The organism is Microlunatus sp. YIM B11417 (assembly GCF_059617205.1).
Window position 1 is genome coordinate 132,428 of record NZ_JCAMPJ010000012.1, and the last position, 15,761, is coordinate 148,188.

Consider the following 15,761-nt stretch of genomic DNA (forward strand, 5'->3'; position numbering starts at 1 on the left):
GGCCCAGCCGGGCCCCCGACCCGGGCCTACGGCACTCGGTCCATGGCACTCGGTCCACGGCACTCACCCCTCCGGCCCTCGCCCCCACCGACTGCGCCAGATCTCCAGATCAAGACTGCTTGCATAATGCAATCAGAATGGTCTACGGTGCTGCTCATGGGAAGCAAGGGATCGTTGAAGAGCTGGTTGGGGCTGGTGGTGCTCGGTCTGCCGACCGTCCTGCTGTCGCTCGACATGAGCGTGCTCTACCTGGCGTTGCCCCGGCTGAGCGCGGATCTCGGGGCCGGGCAGACGGAGCAGTTGTGGGTGACCGACGTGTACGGCTTCGTGGTGGCCGGCCTGCTGATCACCATGGGCAACCTCGGTGACCGCATCGGTCGCCGCAAACTGCTCCTGATCGGTGCCGTGATCTTCGGGATCGCGTCCGTGATCGCCGCGTTCGCTCCGACGATCGAGGTCCTGATCGCGGCCAGGGCGCTGCTCGGCATCGCGGGCGCGACGGTCGCGCCGTCGACGTTGGCGTTGATCAGCAACCTCTTCACCGACGAGCGGCAGCGGGCGATCGCGATCGGGGCCTGGATGTGCTGCTTCATGGGCGGCAACGCGGTCGGGCCGCTGGTCGGCGGGTTGCTGCTGGAGCACTTCTGGTGGGGCTCGGTGTTCCTGATCGCGGTACCGGTGATGATCATCCTGCTGATCGCCGGCCCGTTCTTGCTGCCGGAGTTCCGGGCACCGAAGGCGGGCCGGCTCGACCTGCCCAGCGTGGCGCTGTCGCTGGCCGCGATCCTCCCGTTCGTCTTCGGCGTCAAGGAGTTCGCCCGCGGAGCCCCGCTCTGGCTGAGCCTGCTGCCGGCGGCGGTCGGCGTCGTCTGCGCGGTGATCTTCGTTCGGCGTCAACGCCGGCTGGACGACCCGCTGCTCCAGCTCCGGCTGTTCGCCGAGCCCACCTTCCGTACCGTGATCGTGATCATGGTGGTGTCTGCCTCACTGATGGGCGGCACGTTCCTGCTGGTGTCGCTCTACCTGCAGACGGTGGCCCAGCTGATCCCGATTCAGGCCGGGCTCTGGCTGCTGCCGCAGATGGTCGTCATGATCATCTCCAGTCTGGCGGCGCCGGTGTTGCTGCGCTGGGTGCGCCGCGGTGTGTTGATCTTCGCCGGGATCGTGATCACCATGATCGGCTTCGCCGTCCTGGCCCTGACCTCGGCGACCGGTGGCCCGCTGATCCCGGTCCTCGGGTTCACGATCGCGTGCGGCGGGATCGGCGGCGCCACCGCGCTGGCCACCGACCTGGTGGTCGGCTCGGCGCCGCCCGACCAGGCCGGTGCCGCGTCCGCGATCTCGGAGACCGGCAACGAGCTGGGCATCGGGCTCGGCATCGCGCTGCTCGGCAGCGTCGGCACGCTGGTCTACCGGACCGCCCTCGGCCACCAGGCCGACCCCGGTGCCGCCGAGGGCATCTCCAGGGCGCTCGCCGTAGCCGCCGAACTCCCGCCCGGCCAGGGTGAACTGCTGGCCGCCTCGGCCCGGCAGGCGTTCACCCAGGGCCTGGTCGTGGTCGCCGTGCTGGGCGCGGTCGTCCTGGCCGCCGTCGCCGTGGCCGGCTGGCGCCGGCTCGCCCGTACCCCCGAAAGCCCGCAACCGGCCGGGACGGACGCGGAAATGCGGCCAGAACAGCAGGTCACGCTACGATGAAGCGGTGGTACGTGCTGATCATCGACCGGCCCACTCCTGCGACTCCTCAAACACCCCCAACGCCGCCGACGCACCGCGCGATGCCTGTGGTGTGTTCGGTGTCTGGGCGCCCGGCGAGGAAGTCGCCAAGCTGAGCTATTTCGGCCTCTACGCGCTGCAGCACCGCGGCCAGGAGTCGGCCGGCATCGCGGTCAGCAACGGGTCCCAGATCATGGTCTTCAAGGACATGGGGCTGGTCTCGCAGGTGTTCGACGAGCGCTCGCTGGAGTCGCTCCGCGGCCACGTCGCGGTCGGGCACACCCGCTACTCCACGACCGGTGCCAGTGTCTGGGCCAACGCCCAGCCGACGTTCCGGCCGACCGCCACCGGCGGCATCGCGCTGGGCCACAACGGCAACCTGACCAACACCGTCGAGCTGGCCGACTGGCTGGCCGAGCGGGACCGCTCCGGCGGCTCGCTGGTGCCGGGCGCGCTGAGCGGTGAGGCGGTCAACGACACCTCGCTGGTGACGGCCCTGATCGCCACCTACCCCGATCTCAACACCGAGGACGCCGCGGCCGAGGTGCTGCCCCGGCTGCGCGGCGCGTACTGCCTGGTCTTCATGGACGAGGAAGCCCTCTACGCGGCCCGCGACCCGCAGGGCATCCACCCGCTGGTGCTGGGCCGGCTCGAGTCCGGCTGGGTGGTCGCCAGCGAGACCGCGGCGCTGGACATCGTCGGCGCCTCGTTCATCCGCGAGGTCGAGCCGGGCGAGTTGATCACCATCGACGCCGGCGGCCTGCGGTCCCGGCGCTTCGCCCCGGCCGAGCCGAAGGGCTGCCTGTTCGAGCACATCTACCTGGCCCGGCCGGACACGACGATCTCCGGCCGCCGGGTGCACTCGACCCGGGTCGAGATCGGCCGGATCCTGGCCCGGCAGCATCCGGCCACCGCCGACCTGGTCATCCCGGTGCCCGAGTCCGGCACCCCCGCCGCGATCGGGTACGCGGAGCAGTCCGGCATCGCGTACGGCGTCGGCCTGGTCAAGAACTCCTACGTCGGCCGGACCTTCATCCAGCCGAGCCAGACCATCCGCCAGCTCGGCATCCGGCTCAAGCTGAACCCGCTCCGCGACGTGATCGAGGGCAAGCGGCTGGTGGTCGTCGACGACACGATCGTCCGCGGCAACACCCAGCGCGCGCTGGTCCGGATGCTCCGCGAAGCGGGCGCCGCCGAGGTGCACGTACGGATCTCGTCACCGCCCGTGAAATGGCCGTGCTTCTACGGCATCGACTTCGCCACCCGCGCCGAACTGATCGCCAACGGCCTCAGCACCGACGAGATCTGCCGGTCGATCGGCGCCGACTCGCTCGGCTACGTCAGCCTGGACGGTCTGATCGAGGCCACCACGGTGCCGAAGGACGATCTCTGCCGGGCCTGTTTCGACGGCGTCTACCCGGTCGAGCTGCCGCTGGCCGAGCGCCTCGGCAAGCAGGTCCTCGACACCGAGCGCCGGACCGACCTCGACGGTGTCCCCACCTTGACCGCCGGCCTCGGCGCCGCCGACGCCCTGTCTCGACCATGAACGGGGCGCCCATGAGCACCGAAGAGAAGCAGTCGGCCTACGCCGCCGCAGGCGTGGACATCGACGCCGCCGACAAGTCGATCGACCTGATCAAGGAATGGGTCGGCAAGACGGCTCGGTCCGAGGTGATCGGCGGCCTGGGCGGGTTCGCCGGGCTGTTCGACGCCTCCGCCCTGAAGCGGTACGACCACCCGGTGCTGGCCACCTCGACCGACGGCGTCGGCACCAAGGTGGCGATCGCGCAGGCGATGGACGTGCACCACACGATCGGCTTCGACCTGGTCGGCATGGTGGTCGACGACCTCGTCGCGTGCGGCGCCGAACCGCTGTTCATGACCGACTACATCGCCTGCGGCAAGGTCGTCCCGGAACGGATCGAGGCGATCGTCAAGGGCATCGCCGAGGCCTGTGTCGCGGCCGGCTGTGCCCTGGTCGGCGGCGAGATCGCCGAACATCCGGGTCTGCTCGAGCCGGACGCCTACGACGTCGCGGGCGCCTCCACCGGCGTCGTCGAGCGGGCCGAGATCCTCGGCCCGGACCGGGTCCGCGCGGGCGACGCGGTGATCGCGATGGCGTCCTCCGGCCTGCACTCCAACGGCTACTCGCTGGCCCGCAAGGTGCTGCTCACCGACGCCGGCTGGGCGCTGGACCGCGACGTGCCGGAGCTCGGCCGGACCCTGGGCGAGGAACTGCTGACCCCGACCAAGGTGTACGCCCTCGACTGCCTGGCCCTGCTGGACGCGGTCGAGGTGCACACCTTCGCCCACGTGACCGGCGGCGGCCTGGCGGCCAACCTGGCCCGGGTGATCCCGGACCAGGTCCGGGTCACCGTCGACCGGTCCAGCTGGATGCCGCAGCCGGTCTTCGATCTCATCCGTGAGATCGGCGACATTTCGGTGCCGGATCTCGAGGCGACGCTCAATCTCGGGGTCGGCATGATCGCCGTCGTTCCCGCCGAGGCGGCCGACGCTTCGCTCGCCGTACTCGCCGATCGGGGCGTCCAGGCCTGGGTTTGCGGGGAAGCCGTGGCCGCCGACCCGGCCAGCACCGGAGAACGTGTCTCACTGACCGGGAATCACCCGCGGAAGTAAGCGGTGTCCGGACTCCGATTCCGGCGCGCGGGACAACCGCCCTCAGGTTGGCGGTGTCCCGACCATTGGGTAGCCTGTCTGTCACGACATGACCGACTTGAGCCCGCGGCTTAGTCCGCCGGCAGACACATGCGAGGGGGTCGACCCGATATGGGGCGCGGCCGTGCGAAGGCGAAGCAGACGAAGGTAGCCCGCGAGCTGAAATATCGTCCGGTGGATATGGATATTTCTTCGCTCGAGCAAGAGCTTCGTAGCGATCCTGGGGGGCACGTACCTCCGGGCTACGAGGACCTGGCTTCAGAGTACGACCAGGACTCCGACTCCAATTCGGACGGCTACGGGGATCTCCGCAAGTCCGGATGATCCCCCGGACGACCGGTTCGCCCGGTCTACGTTGAGCCCATGAGTCACGACCCTCGGCCCGGCCCGGGCGGCCCTGACCCGTACCGCCAAGGTCCGCACGGACCCGGCCAACCCGGCACCGACCCGTTCGTGGCGGCGCCGACGCCGTCACTCTCTCCGGGTGACGAACGGTTGTGGGCGACGGTTGCGCACCTCTCGATCCCGTTCTTCGGGTTCGTCGGTCCGACGATGGTGTGGTTCGGTTTCGCCCACCGCAGCGCGTGGTTGCGCGAGTCGGTGGTGGAGGCGTTGAACTTCTCGATCCTGTACACGATCACCCAGGTCGTCTGTGCGCTGCTGGTCGTGATCCTGCTCGGCGTGGTGCTGGTGCCGCTGGTCGGGTTGGCGGCGGTGATCGCGTGCATCCTGGCGACGATGGCCGCGCAGCGCGGTGAGCAGTACCGTTATCCGGTGAATCTGCGGATCGTGCGGTGATGGGACGCCGGCCATGACGGGCTGGCGTCAGGACGTCCTGGCCGGCTACCAGCGACGGGACCTCGAGCTGCCGGACGCCGAGTTGGCGATCGGCGAGGACCCGGACACAGAGCTGGTCGGCACTCTCGTGCGCCGGCTGCGACCCGGCCCGCGGACCCGGGTCGCCGTGCTCTATGTCCACGGCTGGAACGACTACTTCTTCCAGACCCACCTGGCCGAGGCGCTGATCGCCCTCGGCTACGACTTCTACGCCGTCGAGCTGCGGCGGTACGGCCGCAGCCTGCGACCCGGCCAGCTGGCCGGCTTCGTCTCCGATCTCGACCACTACGACGCCGAGCTGGACGCCGCCAGCGCCGAGGTGCTGGCCGAGCACGACCACCTGGTGCTGATGGGGCACTCGACCGGCGGGCTGGTGGCGAGCCTGTGGGCCGACCGGCACCCCAAGCGGCTGTCCGCGCTGGTGCTGAACTCGCCCTGGCTGGACCTGCAGGGCTCCTGGGTGGTCCGGGCGCTCGGCTCGCCGGTGATCGACGCGATCGGCGGCCGGCGGCCCACCGCGACGCTGCCGCTGCCCGACCGCGGCTACTACGCCCGGACGCTGCACCGCGGCCTCGGCGGCGAATGGGACTACGACCAGGCCTGGAAGCAGTCGCCGTCGCCGCCGGTCCGGGTCGGCTGGCTGCGCGCGGTCCTCCGCGGTCACCAGCGGATCGCGGCCGGGCTCTCGCTGCGGCAGCCGGTGCTGGTGATGGCGGCCGGGCGGAGCGACTTCGGGCTGCGCTGGAAGGAGACGTTCCTGGAGGCCGACATCGTGCTCGACGTCGACCAGATCGTCGCCCGGGCGCCGAAGCTCGGCCGGCAGGTGACGGTGCTGCGGTTCGACGGCGGGATCCACGACCTGCTGCTGTCCGCCGAGCCGGTCCGGACCACGGTGCTGGACGAGCTCGGCCACTGGCTGCAGGCGTACGGGCCGGCCACCGCCACGCCGCGAGACCGACGCCACAGGGTGGCCCAGGAATCCGGCCCGACCCGGACTGGTTGACTATGAACGTGACCGAGATGCCTCATGTCGTGGTGCTGGGGGCAGGATTCGCAGGGATATCGGCGACCGCCGAGCTGGCGAAGTCGGGATTCCGGGTGACCCTCGTCGACCACCACCCGTACAACACGTTCCAGCCGTTGCTCTACCAGGTGGCCACCGGTGGGCTGAACCCGGGCGACGTCACCTACTCGCTGCGCTTCTTCGCGGCCCGCCGTCGCGGGGTACGGTTCCGGCGCACCACCGTGACCGGGATCGATCATGATCATCGGGCCTTGCTCTGCGCGGACGACCTGCGGATCCCGTACGACTACCTGATCATCGCGACCGGGGTGACCACGAACCACTTCGGCATCCCGGGTGCCGCCGACTACTCGATGTCGATGTACACCCGTGCCGAGGCACTCCGGGTCCGGGACACGATCTTCGGCGGTCTGGAGACGATCGCCAGCCACACCGATCCCGCGACCGGCCCGGGCCGGTTCACCGTGGTCGTGGTCGGCGGCGGCGCGACCGGCGTCGAGATGGCCGGGGCACTCGCCGAGCTGCGCGACAACGCGGTCCGGTCCGTCTATCCGGAGCTGGATCCGGCCATGGTGCACGTGGTGCTGGTCGAGATGGGCGACGCGGTGCTGCCGCCGTTCGACGACTCGCTGCGGCGGTACGCCCTGCGCGAGTTGATCAAGCGCGGCGTCGACGTACGGCTGAAGACGGCGATCACCCGGGTGCACGCGGACCGGGTCGACTTCGCCGACGACACCTCGATGCCGGTCGATCTGGTGATCTGGGCGGCCGGGGTGGCCGGCGACAAGGGGCTGGCCGACTGGGGGCTGCCGCTCGGCAAGGGCGGCCGGATCGAGGTCGAGCCGGATCTCCGCGTGATCGGCCAGGAGCGGATCTTCGCCGCCGGCGACATCGCGCTGATCGTGCGGGACCCGCAGGCCCAGCTGGCCCAGCCGGCGATCCAGGAGGGCAAGCACGCCGCCCGCCAGATCGCGCGGCTGCACCGCCATGAGCTGCCGGAGCCGTTCGCGTACCGGGACAAGGGCACGATGGCCACGATCGGCCGGGCCGATGCGGTGATGCAGCTGCCGATCGGCGTCAAGGGCCGTGGCCTGATCGCCTGGCTGGTCTGGATCGCCGTCCACATCGTTTCCCTGCTGGGCAACCGGAACCGGGTCCAGACCATGATCAATTTGATCTCCCGGTACGGCGGCCCCAAGCGGTCCGGGGCGATCGTCGGCGACGTGCTCGACACCCCCGCCCGGAAGAAGGCGATCGAGGGCTCCTGAGCCCCGGGATTTCCCTGATTTCAGGTGACCGGTCGCCGGGTAGGCTGCCCGCATGGCGCCGCTGGACGACGATGATGATCGGGTTCTCGATCATCTGATCGACGGTGGATTCCTGACCCCGAGCGAGATCAGGACGGCGCTGTTCGACGAATACCTGGACGGCAACGTCACCGACGCGGAACGGGTCACCCTCGGCGCCGAGATCGACCGCCGGGTGGCCGAGGCGGAGCGCCGGCAGCGGGACTGGACCGGGCCGACGGCGTTCGAGCGGCTCGACCGTGCCTTCGCCCGGCTGAACCGGACCGACCAGGTGGTGGCCGTGCACAACGCCGGCTACACCCGCGACGCGGCGATGGAGCGGGTGGCGGCCGAGTGCAAGGAACGGGGCGGCTCCCGGGGCGGCATCCTCGGCGGCGTGTACTACACCGAGCAGGACCTCGAGACCGCGCTGGACACCCGGGTGCTGCGACTCGGCTACTTCGCCGTCGGGCCGGACGCGGCCGCCTGTGACGCGGGCATCGCCCGGATGATGCCGAAGGTGCTCAGCCGGCTGATCGCGGAGGATCTGCCGGCCAGCTGGAACGGGGACCAGCAGAGCAAGATCGAGATCTCGCCGCTGGAGTGGACGAAGCGGCTGCCGGGCACCGACCCGGCGGGCTCCCGTCGGCCGGGACTGTTGAGCCGCCTCTTCCACTAGGAGGGCGTCGACCGCGGCGGGTCAGCCGGGTGTAGCTGATCGCGCCGATCAACAGCCCGACGCCCCAGACCAGATAGGCCGGGACCGACACCCAGAAGAACGGCTCGGGCAGGTCGAGGCCGCCCGCGGGCGGGAACGGGTTCCGGCCCTGGATCCGTTCGGCGATCATCTGCGCGGTCATCAGGCCGAAGTACGAGGTCATCCCGCCCCCGAGTCCGACGCCGGGGATGATCAACAGCCACCGCGGGATCCGTCGGCCGGCCAGTCCGGGCACCCAGAACGGCCAGATCCGACCCCACCGGTGGACCAGTGCCAGCGGCAGCAACAGTCCGGCGAGGAGGAAGCCGACCTCGAAGACGATCATGCTGGGTCCGCCGGCGAACGGGTTGGCCTCCAGGCCGACGACCAGCTGTGCGCCGAGCCGGACCAGGCAGCCGGTGACCGCGAGATAGCCGGCGCCGATCACCCAGCCGGGTGCCGCCGTGCGTGGCGCGGCGGCCGGCCGGGTGGCGCGGCGGCCGAGCCAGAACCGGCGGGTGTGGATCATGATCAACACGGCCGCCCCGATGCAGGCGGCCCGGCTCGCCGCGCCGAGCGGGAAGAAGGCGACGCCGAGGCCGGGCAGGACGCCGCCGACGAGGTCGAGCAGGATCAACGCGCCGGCGAGGATCAGCGCTGCCGCGAGGACCAGGCCGGCGAGCGTGAGGGCCACGGTGCCCGCGGTGGTGCGTGGTGCCGGCGAGTCGTGGCGGCCGGCGGCCACGGCCTGCGCGGTGACGATCACGGCCGCCGCCAGCAGGGTGCCGACGCCGGGCCATCCGGTCAGCAGCACCAGGTCGACGCCGACGGCGGAGAGCTCGGCCGGTGGGCCGAGCACCGTCCACGCGGCGCGGAGCACCGCGTACCCGAGCAGCCAGCCGACCGTGATCAGGGTGAGGACGATCCGACGTCGTCGGCCGGGGGCGGTCGGCGCCCGGCCGCCCGGCGTCTGGCCGAGGGCGGTGGTCGTGGACATGGGTTCAGCCTGGTCGGCGGCCCGGTGCCCGGCATCCCCCGCGCGGGTGGCCGGCCGGGCTCGGCGGGGGAGCCGCTCGGCGGACCGGGCTCCCGCCGAGCCGGCGGTGGTCGAGATCAATTGATCTTGCGTCGGTAGATGACGACCGCGAAGCCGTACGCGACGGCGAGGATGCCGACCAGCCAGGCCAGCGCGACCCAGATCTCGCCACCGACGGGCTGCTGCTCGAACAGGGCCCGGATGGTGTTGACGATCGACGTCACCGGCTGATGCTCGGCGAACCAGGCGACCGGTCCGGGCATCGACGTGGTGGGGACGAAGGCCGAGCTGATGAACGGCAGGAAGATCAGCGGGTAGCTGAACGCGCTCGCCCCGTCGACCGACTTCGCCGACAGTCCGGCGATCACCGCGATCCAGGTCAGGGCCAGGGTGAACAGGATCAGGATGCCGGCGACGGCGAGCCAGGCCAGCGGTGAGGCTCCGGTACGGAAGCCCATGATCAACGCCACCCCGATCACCAGCGCGACCGAGACCAGGTTCGCGGCCAGCGAGGTGAGCACGTGGGCCCAGAGTGCACTGGACCGGGCGATCGGCATCGACTGGAAGCGTTCGAAGATGCCGCCCTGCAGGTCCAGGAACAGCCGGTAGGCGGTGTAGGCGATGCCGGACGAGATCGTGATCAACAAGATCCCGGGCAGCAGGTAGTTGACGTAGGACGTGTCGGTCCCGGTGTTGATCGCGCCGCCGAGCACGAACACGAAGAGCAGCATCATCGCGATCGGGGTGACCGCCGTGGTGATGATCGTGTCCGGGCTGCGGAGGATGTGGCGCAGCGAGCGGCTGGTCAGGACGCCGGTGTCGGCGAGGACGTGGGTGGTCATCAGGATTCCTTCGCTGAGGTGCCGACCAGAGCCAGGAAGACGTCCTCGAGCGAGGGCTGCTTCTCGACGTACTCGACCTTGGCGGGCGGCAGAAGTTGCTTGAGTTCGGCGAGGGCGCCGTTCTGGATGATCGTTCCCTCGTGCAGGATGGCGATCCGGTCGGCGAGCTGCTCCGCCTCGTCGAGGTACTGGGTGGTCAGCAGCACGGTGGTGCCGTTCTCGGCGAGCTGCTTGACGGTCTGCCAGACCTCGATCCGGCCCTGCGGGTCCAGCCCGGTGGTCGGCTCATCGAGGAAGATGATCGGCGGGTCGCCGATCAGGCTCATCGCGATGTCGAGCCGGCGGCGCATGCCGCCCGAGTAGGTGGCCGCCCTGCGCTGGCCCGCCTCGGTCAGGGAGAACCGCGCGAGCAGTTCGTCGGCGACCGCGCCCGGGTTCTTCAGATGGCGCAGCTTGGCGATCAGGACGAGGTTCTCCCGTCCGGTGAGCACCTCGTCGACCGCCGCGAACTGGCCGGTCAGGCTGATCGACTCGCGGACGTCGCCGGGACTCGTCGCGACGTCGTGGCCGGACACCGTGGCGGTGCCGCCGTCGGCCTTGAGCAGGGTGGACAGGATCCGGACCAGTGTGGTCTTGCCGGCGCCGTTGGAGCCGAGCAGGGCGAAGATGCTGCCGGCCGCGACCTCGAAATCGACGCCCCGGAGCACCTGCAGGTCCTTGAACGACTTGGTGATGCCCTGGACCCGGAGGGCGGGGGCGAGCGCCCCGCCCTCCGGCCGGGTGGTGGTCGTGCTCATCAGCGGCAGGCCGGTGCGTCGGCGCGGTCGACGGCCTTGGTCAGGCGCTGCTGCTCCCGGGCGACCCAGCTGCCCTTGGCGTAGTCCTGCAGGAAGGCGTCGAACACCTCGGGGTGGTCGCCGGTGATCTCGGAGATCAGCCGCTCCCGCTCCTGGTCGGACAGGCCGCCGGCGGTGTGCTGCCGGACGTAGCCCTTGGCGAAGTCGACCGGGTTCTCACCGACGATCTCGCGGACCGGGGTGCCCGCGGCCGCCGCCTGCTCGAACCGGGTGGCGAGGTCCTCGAACGCCGTGGCCGCCTGGTCGGCGTCCGCCGGCCCGAACCGGAGCAGGTAGCGCTCCAGCGCCTTGATCGCCTTGCGGTACGGCTCCGGCAGCTGCCGGGTCCGGGCCTTGTAGGCCCGCCAGCGCCGCTTGTCGCCGATGACCTTGGTGGTGAACTCTGCGATGGTCGTGGTCATGATCGTCTGCCGTTCTCTTCGGGGTGGTGGCGGCGTTTCCGCCTCCGTGACCCCTAGATTTCCGGCACCGCCTGTCACCGGGCTGACACTGACCTGACATCGCCCGGGCCCGGGCTGTCACGGTTCGGGTCAGAGGTAGTGCAGGGCGATCGCAGCCGCCTCGGAGCCGTACGAGGGCCCGTGCGAGACGGCGTGCACCAGGAGCGGGTGCAGTTGGTGCAGTCCGATCAGCGTGCGCCAGCCGAGCGGCAGCTCGGCGGCCTCCGCGTACGCGGCGAGGATGGTGTCCAGGTGCGGTGCGCCGAACAGCGCGAGCATGGCCAGATCGGTCATCCCGTGCCCGCCGTGCGCGGCCGGGTCGATCAGCACCATGCCGTCGGCCGTGCTGATCAGGTTGCCCGACCAGAGATCACCGTGGATCCGTGCCGGCCGCCGCCCGTCGTCGAAGTCCCCGGCCGCGATCCGCTCGGCGATCCGTTCGATCACCCGGAGCTGCTGCGCGGTCAGGTGGTCGAGGTCGCGGGCCGCCCGCGCGTACGGCAGCATCCGCTGCTCGGCGTAGAACCGCCCCCACTGCCGGTCCGGCCGGAGCGAGAGTCGCTGCCGCCCGATGTACCCGTCCCCGTCCCAGCCGTCCGGCGGAGCCCCGAAGGCCTCGGCCCCCGCCCGATGCGTCCCCGCGAGCGCCGTACCGAACGCCGCAGCAGCACCCTGCGTAGCTGGCGCTGGATCGAGCCGCGCCACCGTGATCTGGGCAGGCCCGACATCGAGGACGGAGACCACCGCAGCAGCCTCGGCCGCAGCCAACCACCGCAGCCCGGCCGCCTCCACCGCGAAGAAGTCGTCAGGAGCCTCAGGCCAGTGTTTCCGAAAATGCGGAGCCAAGATCATCGAGAAGGACGATACCGGCATCCGAACCGGCAGTGCGGGGCCTCAACCACAACGAATCCCAACCCGATCGGAACGGGGGGCCTACGGGGGCTCGGCCCCCGTAAAGAATCAAACCCGAGACCCGGGAAAGTTAGGCCAAAGGCCAACTGAACAGCCCGAAGGCTCGGGTGGCCAGGGCCGGGGTCGAACCGGCGACCTTTCACTTTTCAGGCGAACGCTGCTACCAACTGAGCTACCTGGCCATGGCCGGCGCCAATGCCGGCCGCCAGCCGTTAGTGGTGCCGCCGTTTCCGACAGCACCACCCTCGCGACCCCGACGGGACTCGAACCCGCGACCTTCGCCGTGACAGGGCGACGCGCTAACCAACTGCGCCACGGGGCCTGGAGGAGCACCCTCAAACTCGGTGCCCGCGAAACTATAACGCACGCCGACCCGGGTTCGCCAAATGCGTTCTGAGACGCCCGGCGCGGCACTCAAGCCAGTGTGCCACGGAGCATCGTGTCGCCGGAGGGACCGGGGCGTCCGTTGACCAGTTGGTAGCTGACCTCGACGGTCGGATAGGCGTTCAGATCGACCCCCGGCGGCAGCGGGAACCGACGCTCGTCGCCGACCATCGCGCCGAGCGGGTAGTAGCCCTGGCCGTCCTCGCTGACCAGCCAGAGCTGCCGGTAGCCGTCCCGAGGCGGCGGCGTGGAGATCTGCGCGATCACGTACCGCTCGCCCTGTGGGGTCACCTCGACGGTCACGTTGCCGCTCGCGGTCGGCCAGTCGGCCGTCGCCAGCAGCGGTGTGGAGGCGATCACCGTGGGCTGCGGCTGCCACCAGCGGCCCCAGCCGAGTCCGATGCCGGCGCCGACGGCCAGGCCGAGCAGCAGGGTGAGCAGGGGGACCAGCCAGGTCTTGTAGCCGCCGCGGCGCGGTGCGGCGGGCGGGCTCTGGGTGGCCAGGTGCGGGGCGTCCAGGTCCGGGGCCTCCAGTTCGCGGGTCGGCCGGGTGGCCGGTCGCGCCGGGGGCGTGTCGTCCTCGGTCGGGGTGGTCAACTTCGCGGCGTCTCCTCGGCTGGCGCGGTCCGGTCCGAATCGCCGTCGGTGATCGTCAAACGGGCCCCGAATCGCTGCACTGCCTGATGGTAGGCACCGATCCGGCCGCCTCGCCACCGGGATCCGCGGTTCCGTGCAGGCGTCCGGTCGGGCCGCAGTCGTTCGTACGGCTTCGGAATAGACCATGTCCGCACGGCCGGTCCGCAGGATCGGCGTCCAGCCACGGATTTCGTACCGGAGCCTGGCGGCAGTGGTCTAGCCGGACCGCCGAGATTCGCTGGTCAAGCCGCGGCCGGATCGGGTCCACTTGGCGTCATGAGACGACGTCGGATCACGGCCGCCGCGGTCGTGGTCGCAGGGCTGACCCTGCTGGCCGCCTGTGCCGGTGGCACTCCCGCTCCGGGCGGCCCCACGACGATCACCTTCTGGACCCACACACATCCGCCGATGATCGAGGTCTACCAGAAGTTGATCACCGAGTACGAGGCCGAGCACCCCGGCATCAAGATCGACTATCAGACGATCCCCAACAACGAGTTCGGCACCAAGATGCTGACCGCGTTGAGCAACGGCACCGGCCCGGACGTGATCAACATGGACGACTCCGCGCTGCGTGGCGAGTACATCACCAAGAACCTGGTCGCCCCGATCGATCCGGCGGCCTTCGGCGTCGGCTCGGTGGACGAGCTGAAGAGCCGGTACGTGCCCGGCACCCTGGACGGCGCCGCCGGCCCGGACGGTCAGCTGTACGGCCTGCCCAGCGAGTTCAACGGCACCGCGCTGGCGATCAACACCGAGCACTTCGCCGACGCCGGGCTCGACCCGGACGACCCGCCGGCAACCTGGGACGACGTGGCGGACGCCGGGCGGAAGTTGATCGCCGCCGGGCACACCCAGGCGTTCAGTTTTCTCTACCTGCACTCGGGTTGGTACACCCAGCAGTTCCAGACCCTGCTCGGCCAGACCGGCGGTGCCATCGCCGACGGTGATCATGGCGCTCTTGATCAACCAGCGGCGAAGCGGGCCCTGCAGACCTGGGTCGATCTCGCCGGCGGCAGCCGTAGCACGGCCGACCCGAACAAGACCAGCCGTGAGGCGACCGTGCCGTTCCAGGACCTGGCGACGGGCCGGCAGTCGATGGCGATCGTCTACCCGTGGGCGATGGACCAGATCGCCGAGACCAACCCCGAGGTCTACCGGCAGCTGAAGGTGGTGCCGCTGCCGCAGCTGGACACCGCCGCGCCGGCCAACCGGGTCTACGGCTACTACTGGGCGGTGAACCGGGCCAGCAAGCAGCAGCAGGCGGCCTGGGCGTTCATCGACTTCCTGGCCGGGCGATCGGACGACTTCCTCACCGGAACGAACTTCGTCCAGCCGGTGATCGGCTGGGACCAGACGCCGGCGGCCCGCAAGATTGCCTTCATCGACGTCTGGTCGGCCGCCTACCCGACCGGCCGGTTCGACCAGGTGACGCCGCACTACTCGGAGGTGCAGGACGCGCTGACGGCGATGATCAACGGGGCCGTCTTCGATCACGTACCGGTCGATCAGGCCGCCGCCGACGCCACCGCCGCGGTCACCAGGATCCTGCAGAACTGATGCGGTCCTCGTTCCGTGGCTTTCGCCGGCGCCGGCATCTGATCGGGTTCGCGCTGGCCCTGCCGGCGCTGGTCCTGTTCGGCGTCTTCGCGATCTACCCGATCGGGCAGGTGTTCGTGCTCAGCCTGTTCGACTACAGCCTGACCTCGCCGCCCGAGTTCGTCGGTCTCGGCAACTTCGCCTTCCTGGCCGGCGATCCGCGGTTCGGCCAGGCGCTGCTGCAGACGGTGATCTACGCGGTCGGGACCTACCTGCCGGCGCTGGTGCTGGCCCTGGTGCTGGCCCAGGGGCTGGTGCTGCGGCTGCCCGGGATGGGGCTGGTCCGGCTGCTCTACTTCCTGCCACTGGCGGCCAGCTGGGTCGCGGTCTCGATCATCTGGCGGGTGGTGCTGCACCCCGACGGCCTGCTCAACACCGTGCTCGGCCTGGACGTGAACTGGCTGACCAGCTCCGGCACCGCCCGCTGGGGCCTGGTGATCATGAGCGTCTGGAAGGAGACCGGCTTCTTCCTGATCTTGTTCCTGGCCGGGCTGCAGTCGGTCCCGCGCGACGTGTACGAGGCGGCGCGACTGGACGGAACCTCGGCCTGGCAGCGTTTCTGGCACCTCACGCTGCCGCTGCTCCGGCCGATCACGGTGGTCTGCGCGATCATGGCCGTGCTCCGCGGCTTCCAGTCGTTCAGTCCGCAGGTGGTGCTGACCGGCGGCTCGTTCGGCACCGAGGTGATCAACCTGTTCGTCTACAAGACCGCCTTCGAGAGCGCCCGGATGGGCCGCGCCTCGGCGGTCGCGGTCCTGATGTTCTTCCTGCTGCTGACGCTGGCGCTGGTCCAGTTGCGTACCCTGCGGCGGAAGGACTGAT

General features: G+C 70.3%; 15 protein-coding genes and 2 tRNA genes. 10 read left to right on the top strand and 7 right to left on the bottom strand.

The genetic code is table 11. The annotated features are described in order from the left end of the window. The first annotated feature begins 156 nt into the window (after positions 1-156). The 8 genes from AC6CCG_RS32005 (at position 157) to AC6CCG_RS32040 (ending at position 8,215) form a co-directional block, all read left to right on the top strand. Positions 157-1,695, top strand: a complete 1,539-nt coding sequence (locus AC6CCG_RS32005) for an MFS transporter (RefSeq protein ID WP_496658906.1) — start codon at positions 157-159, stop codon at positions 1,693-1,695. A gap of 4 nt (positions 1,696-1,699) precedes the next feature. Continuing rightward, positions 1,700-3,259 (top strand): amidophosphoribosyltransferase, encoded by a 1,560-nt coding sequence (gene purF, locus AC6CCG_RS32010; protein ID WP_496658907.1) that lies wholly within the window; start codon positions 1,700-1,702, stop codon positions 3,257-3,259. 11 nt (positions 3,260-3,270) lie between these two features. Further along, positions 3,271-4,350, top strand: a complete 1,080-nt coding sequence (gene purM / locus AC6CCG_RS32015) for a phosphoribosylformylglycinamidine cyclo-ligase (protein WP_496658908.1) — start codon at positions 3,271-3,273, stop codon at positions 4,348-4,350. A 150-nt stretch (positions 4,351-4,500) separates the two neighbouring features. After that, the gene (locus AC6CCG_RS32020; RefSeq protein WP_496658909.1) at positions 4,501-4,713 is read left to right on the top strand and encodes a DUF3073 domain-containing protein; all 213 of its coding nucleotides are present in this window, start codon (positions 4,501-4,503) and stop codon (positions 4,711-4,713) included. A 39-nt stretch (positions 4,714-4,752) separates the two neighbouring features. Further along, positions 4,753-5,187, top strand: coding sequence for a DUF4870 domain-containing protein (locus AC6CCG_RS32025; RefSeq protein ID WP_496658910.1), 435 nt, complete (start codon positions 4,753-4,755; stop codon positions 5,185-5,187). Between the two features lie 13 nt (positions 5,188-5,200). Then, complete coding sequence (locus tag AC6CCG_RS32030; protein WP_496658911.1) at positions 5,201-6,229, top strand: alpha/beta hydrolase; 1,029 nt, start codon at positions 5,201-5,203, stop codon at positions 6,227-6,229. 17 nt (positions 6,230-6,246) lie between these two features. After that, positions 6,247-7,518, top strand: coding sequence for an NAD(P)/FAD-dependent oxidoreductase (locus AC6CCG_RS32035; protein ID WP_496658959.1), 1,272 nt, complete (start codon positions 6,247-6,249; stop codon positions 7,516-7,518). A gap of 52 nt (positions 7,519-7,570) precedes the next feature. Next, positions 7,571-8,215 (top strand): DUF6891 domain-containing protein, encoded by a 645-nt coding sequence (locus tag AC6CCG_RS32040; RefSeq protein ID WP_496658912.1) that lies wholly within the window; start codon positions 7,571-7,573, stop codon positions 8,213-8,215. A 1,131-nt stretch (positions 8,216-9,346) separates the two neighbouring features. On the opposite strand, the gene AC6CCG_RS32045 is transcribed toward AC6CCG_RS32040, so the two are convergent. From AC6CCG_RS32045 to AC6CCG_RS32075, 7 genes are all read right to left on the bottom strand, one after another. Continuing rightward, positions 9,347-10,111, bottom strand: coding sequence for an ABC transporter permease (locus AC6CCG_RS32045; protein WP_496658913.1), 765 nt, complete (start codon positions 10,109-10,111; stop codon positions 9,347-9,349). Further along, entirely contained in the window at positions 10,111-10,908 is a 798-nt protein-coding gene (locus tag AC6CCG_RS32050) for an ABC transporter ATP-binding protein (protein ID WP_496658914.1), read from the bottom strand. The genes AC6CCG_RS32045 and AC6CCG_RS32050 overlap by 1 nt, the downstream gene beginning before the upstream one ends. Beyond that, complete coding sequence (locus AC6CCG_RS32055; protein WP_496658915.1) at positions 10,908-11,369, bottom strand: DUF1048 domain-containing protein; 462 nt, start codon at positions 11,367-11,369, stop codon at positions 10,908-10,910. Before AC6CCG_RS32055 ends, AC6CCG_RS32050 begins: the two co-directional genes overlap by 1 nt. Before the next feature lie 129 nt (positions 11,370-11,498). After that, positions 11,499-12,260, bottom strand: a complete 762-nt coding sequence (locus tag AC6CCG_RS32060; RefSeq protein ID WP_496658916.1) for a fructosamine kinase family protein — start codon at positions 12,258-12,260, stop codon at positions 11,499-11,501. Positions 12,261-12,428: 168 nt separating this feature from the next. Beyond that, a tRNA-Phe gene (locus AC6CCG_RS32065) sits at positions 12,429-12,502 on the bottom strand. A 66-nt stretch (positions 12,503-12,568) separates the two neighbouring features. Then, positions 12,569-12,642: transfer RNA gene (locus AC6CCG_RS32070), tRNA-Asp, on the bottom strand. A gap of 92 nt (positions 12,643-12,734) precedes the next feature. Beyond that, complete coding sequence (locus AC6CCG_RS32075; RefSeq protein WP_496658917.1) at positions 12,735-13,301, bottom strand: anti-sigma factor; 567 nt, start codon at positions 13,299-13,301, stop codon at positions 12,735-12,737. Between the two features lie 315 nt (positions 13,302-13,616). On the opposite strand from AC6CCG_RS32075, the gene AC6CCG_RS32080 reads away from it, so the two are divergent. Both AC6CCG_RS32080 and AC6CCG_RS32085 read left to right on the top strand, forming a co-directional pair. Then, on the top strand, positions 13,617-14,900 hold the full coding sequence (locus tag AC6CCG_RS32080) for an ABC transporter substrate-binding protein (protein WP_496658918.1): 1,284 nt from the start codon (positions 13,617-13,619) through the stop codon (positions 14,898-14,900). Continuing rightward, complete coding sequence (locus AC6CCG_RS32085) at positions 14,900-15,760, top strand: carbohydrate ABC transporter permease (RefSeq protein WP_496658919.1); 861 nt, start codon at positions 14,900-14,902, stop codon at positions 15,758-15,760. Before AC6CCG_RS32080 ends, AC6CCG_RS32085 begins: the two co-directional genes overlap by 1 nt. Position 15,761 lies beyond the last annotated feature (1 nt).

Bases quoted from the DNA above. Each gene is read 5' to 3' on its own strand.
- AC6CCG_RS32045 (WP_496658913.1), bottom strand. From the start codon at position 10,111: ATGACCACCCACGTCCTCGCCGACACCGGCGTCCTGACCAGCCGCTCG.
- AC6CCG_RS32055 (WP_496658915.1), bottom strand. From the start codon at position 11,369: ATGACCACGACCATCGCAGAGTTCACCACCAAGGTCATCGGCGACAAG.
- AC6CCG_RS32085 (WP_496658919.1), top strand. From the start codon at position 14,900: ATGCGGTCCTCGTTCCGTGGCTTTCGCCGGCGCCGGCATCTGATCGGG.
- AC6CCG_RS32060 (WP_496658916.1), bottom strand. From the start codon at position 12,260: ATGATCTTGGCTCCGCATTTTCGGAAACACTGGCCTGAGGCTCCTGAC.
- purM (WP_496658908.1), top strand. From the start codon at position 3,271: ATGAGCACCGAAGAGAAGCAGTCGGCCTACGCCGCCGCAGGCGTGGAC.
- AC6CCG_RS32040 (WP_496658912.1), top strand. From the start codon at position 7,571: ATGGCGCCGCTGGACGACGATGATGATCGGGTTCTCGATCATCTGATC.
- AC6CCG_RS32080 (WP_496658918.1), top strand. From the start codon at position 13,617: ATGAGACGACGTCGGATCACGGCCGCCGCGGTCGTGGTCGCAGGGCTG.
- AC6CCG_RS32035 (WP_496658959.1), top strand. From the start codon at position 6,247: ATGCCTCATGTCGTGGTGCTGGGGGCAGGATTCGCAGGGATATCGGCG.
- AC6CCG_RS32020 (WP_496658909.1), top strand. From the start codon at position 4,501: ATGGGGCGCGGCCGTGCGAAGGCGAAGCAGACGAAGGTAGCCCGCGAG.
- AC6CCG_RS32025 (WP_496658910.1), top strand. From the start codon at position 4,753: ATGAGTCACGACCCTCGGCCCGGCCCGGGCGGCCCTGACCCGTACCGC.
- AC6CCG_RS32050 (WP_496658914.1), bottom strand. From the start codon at position 10,908: ATGAGCACGACCACCACCCGGCCGGAGGGCGGGGCGCTCGCCCCCGCC.
- AC6CCG_RS32005 (WP_496658906.1), top strand. From the start codon at position 157: ATGGGAAGCAAGGGATCGTTGAAGAGCTGGTTGGGGCTGGTGGTGCTC.
- AC6CCG_RS32030 (WP_496658911.1), top strand. From the start codon at position 5,201: ATGACGGGCTGGCGTCAGGACGTCCTGGCCGGCTACCAGCGACGGGAC.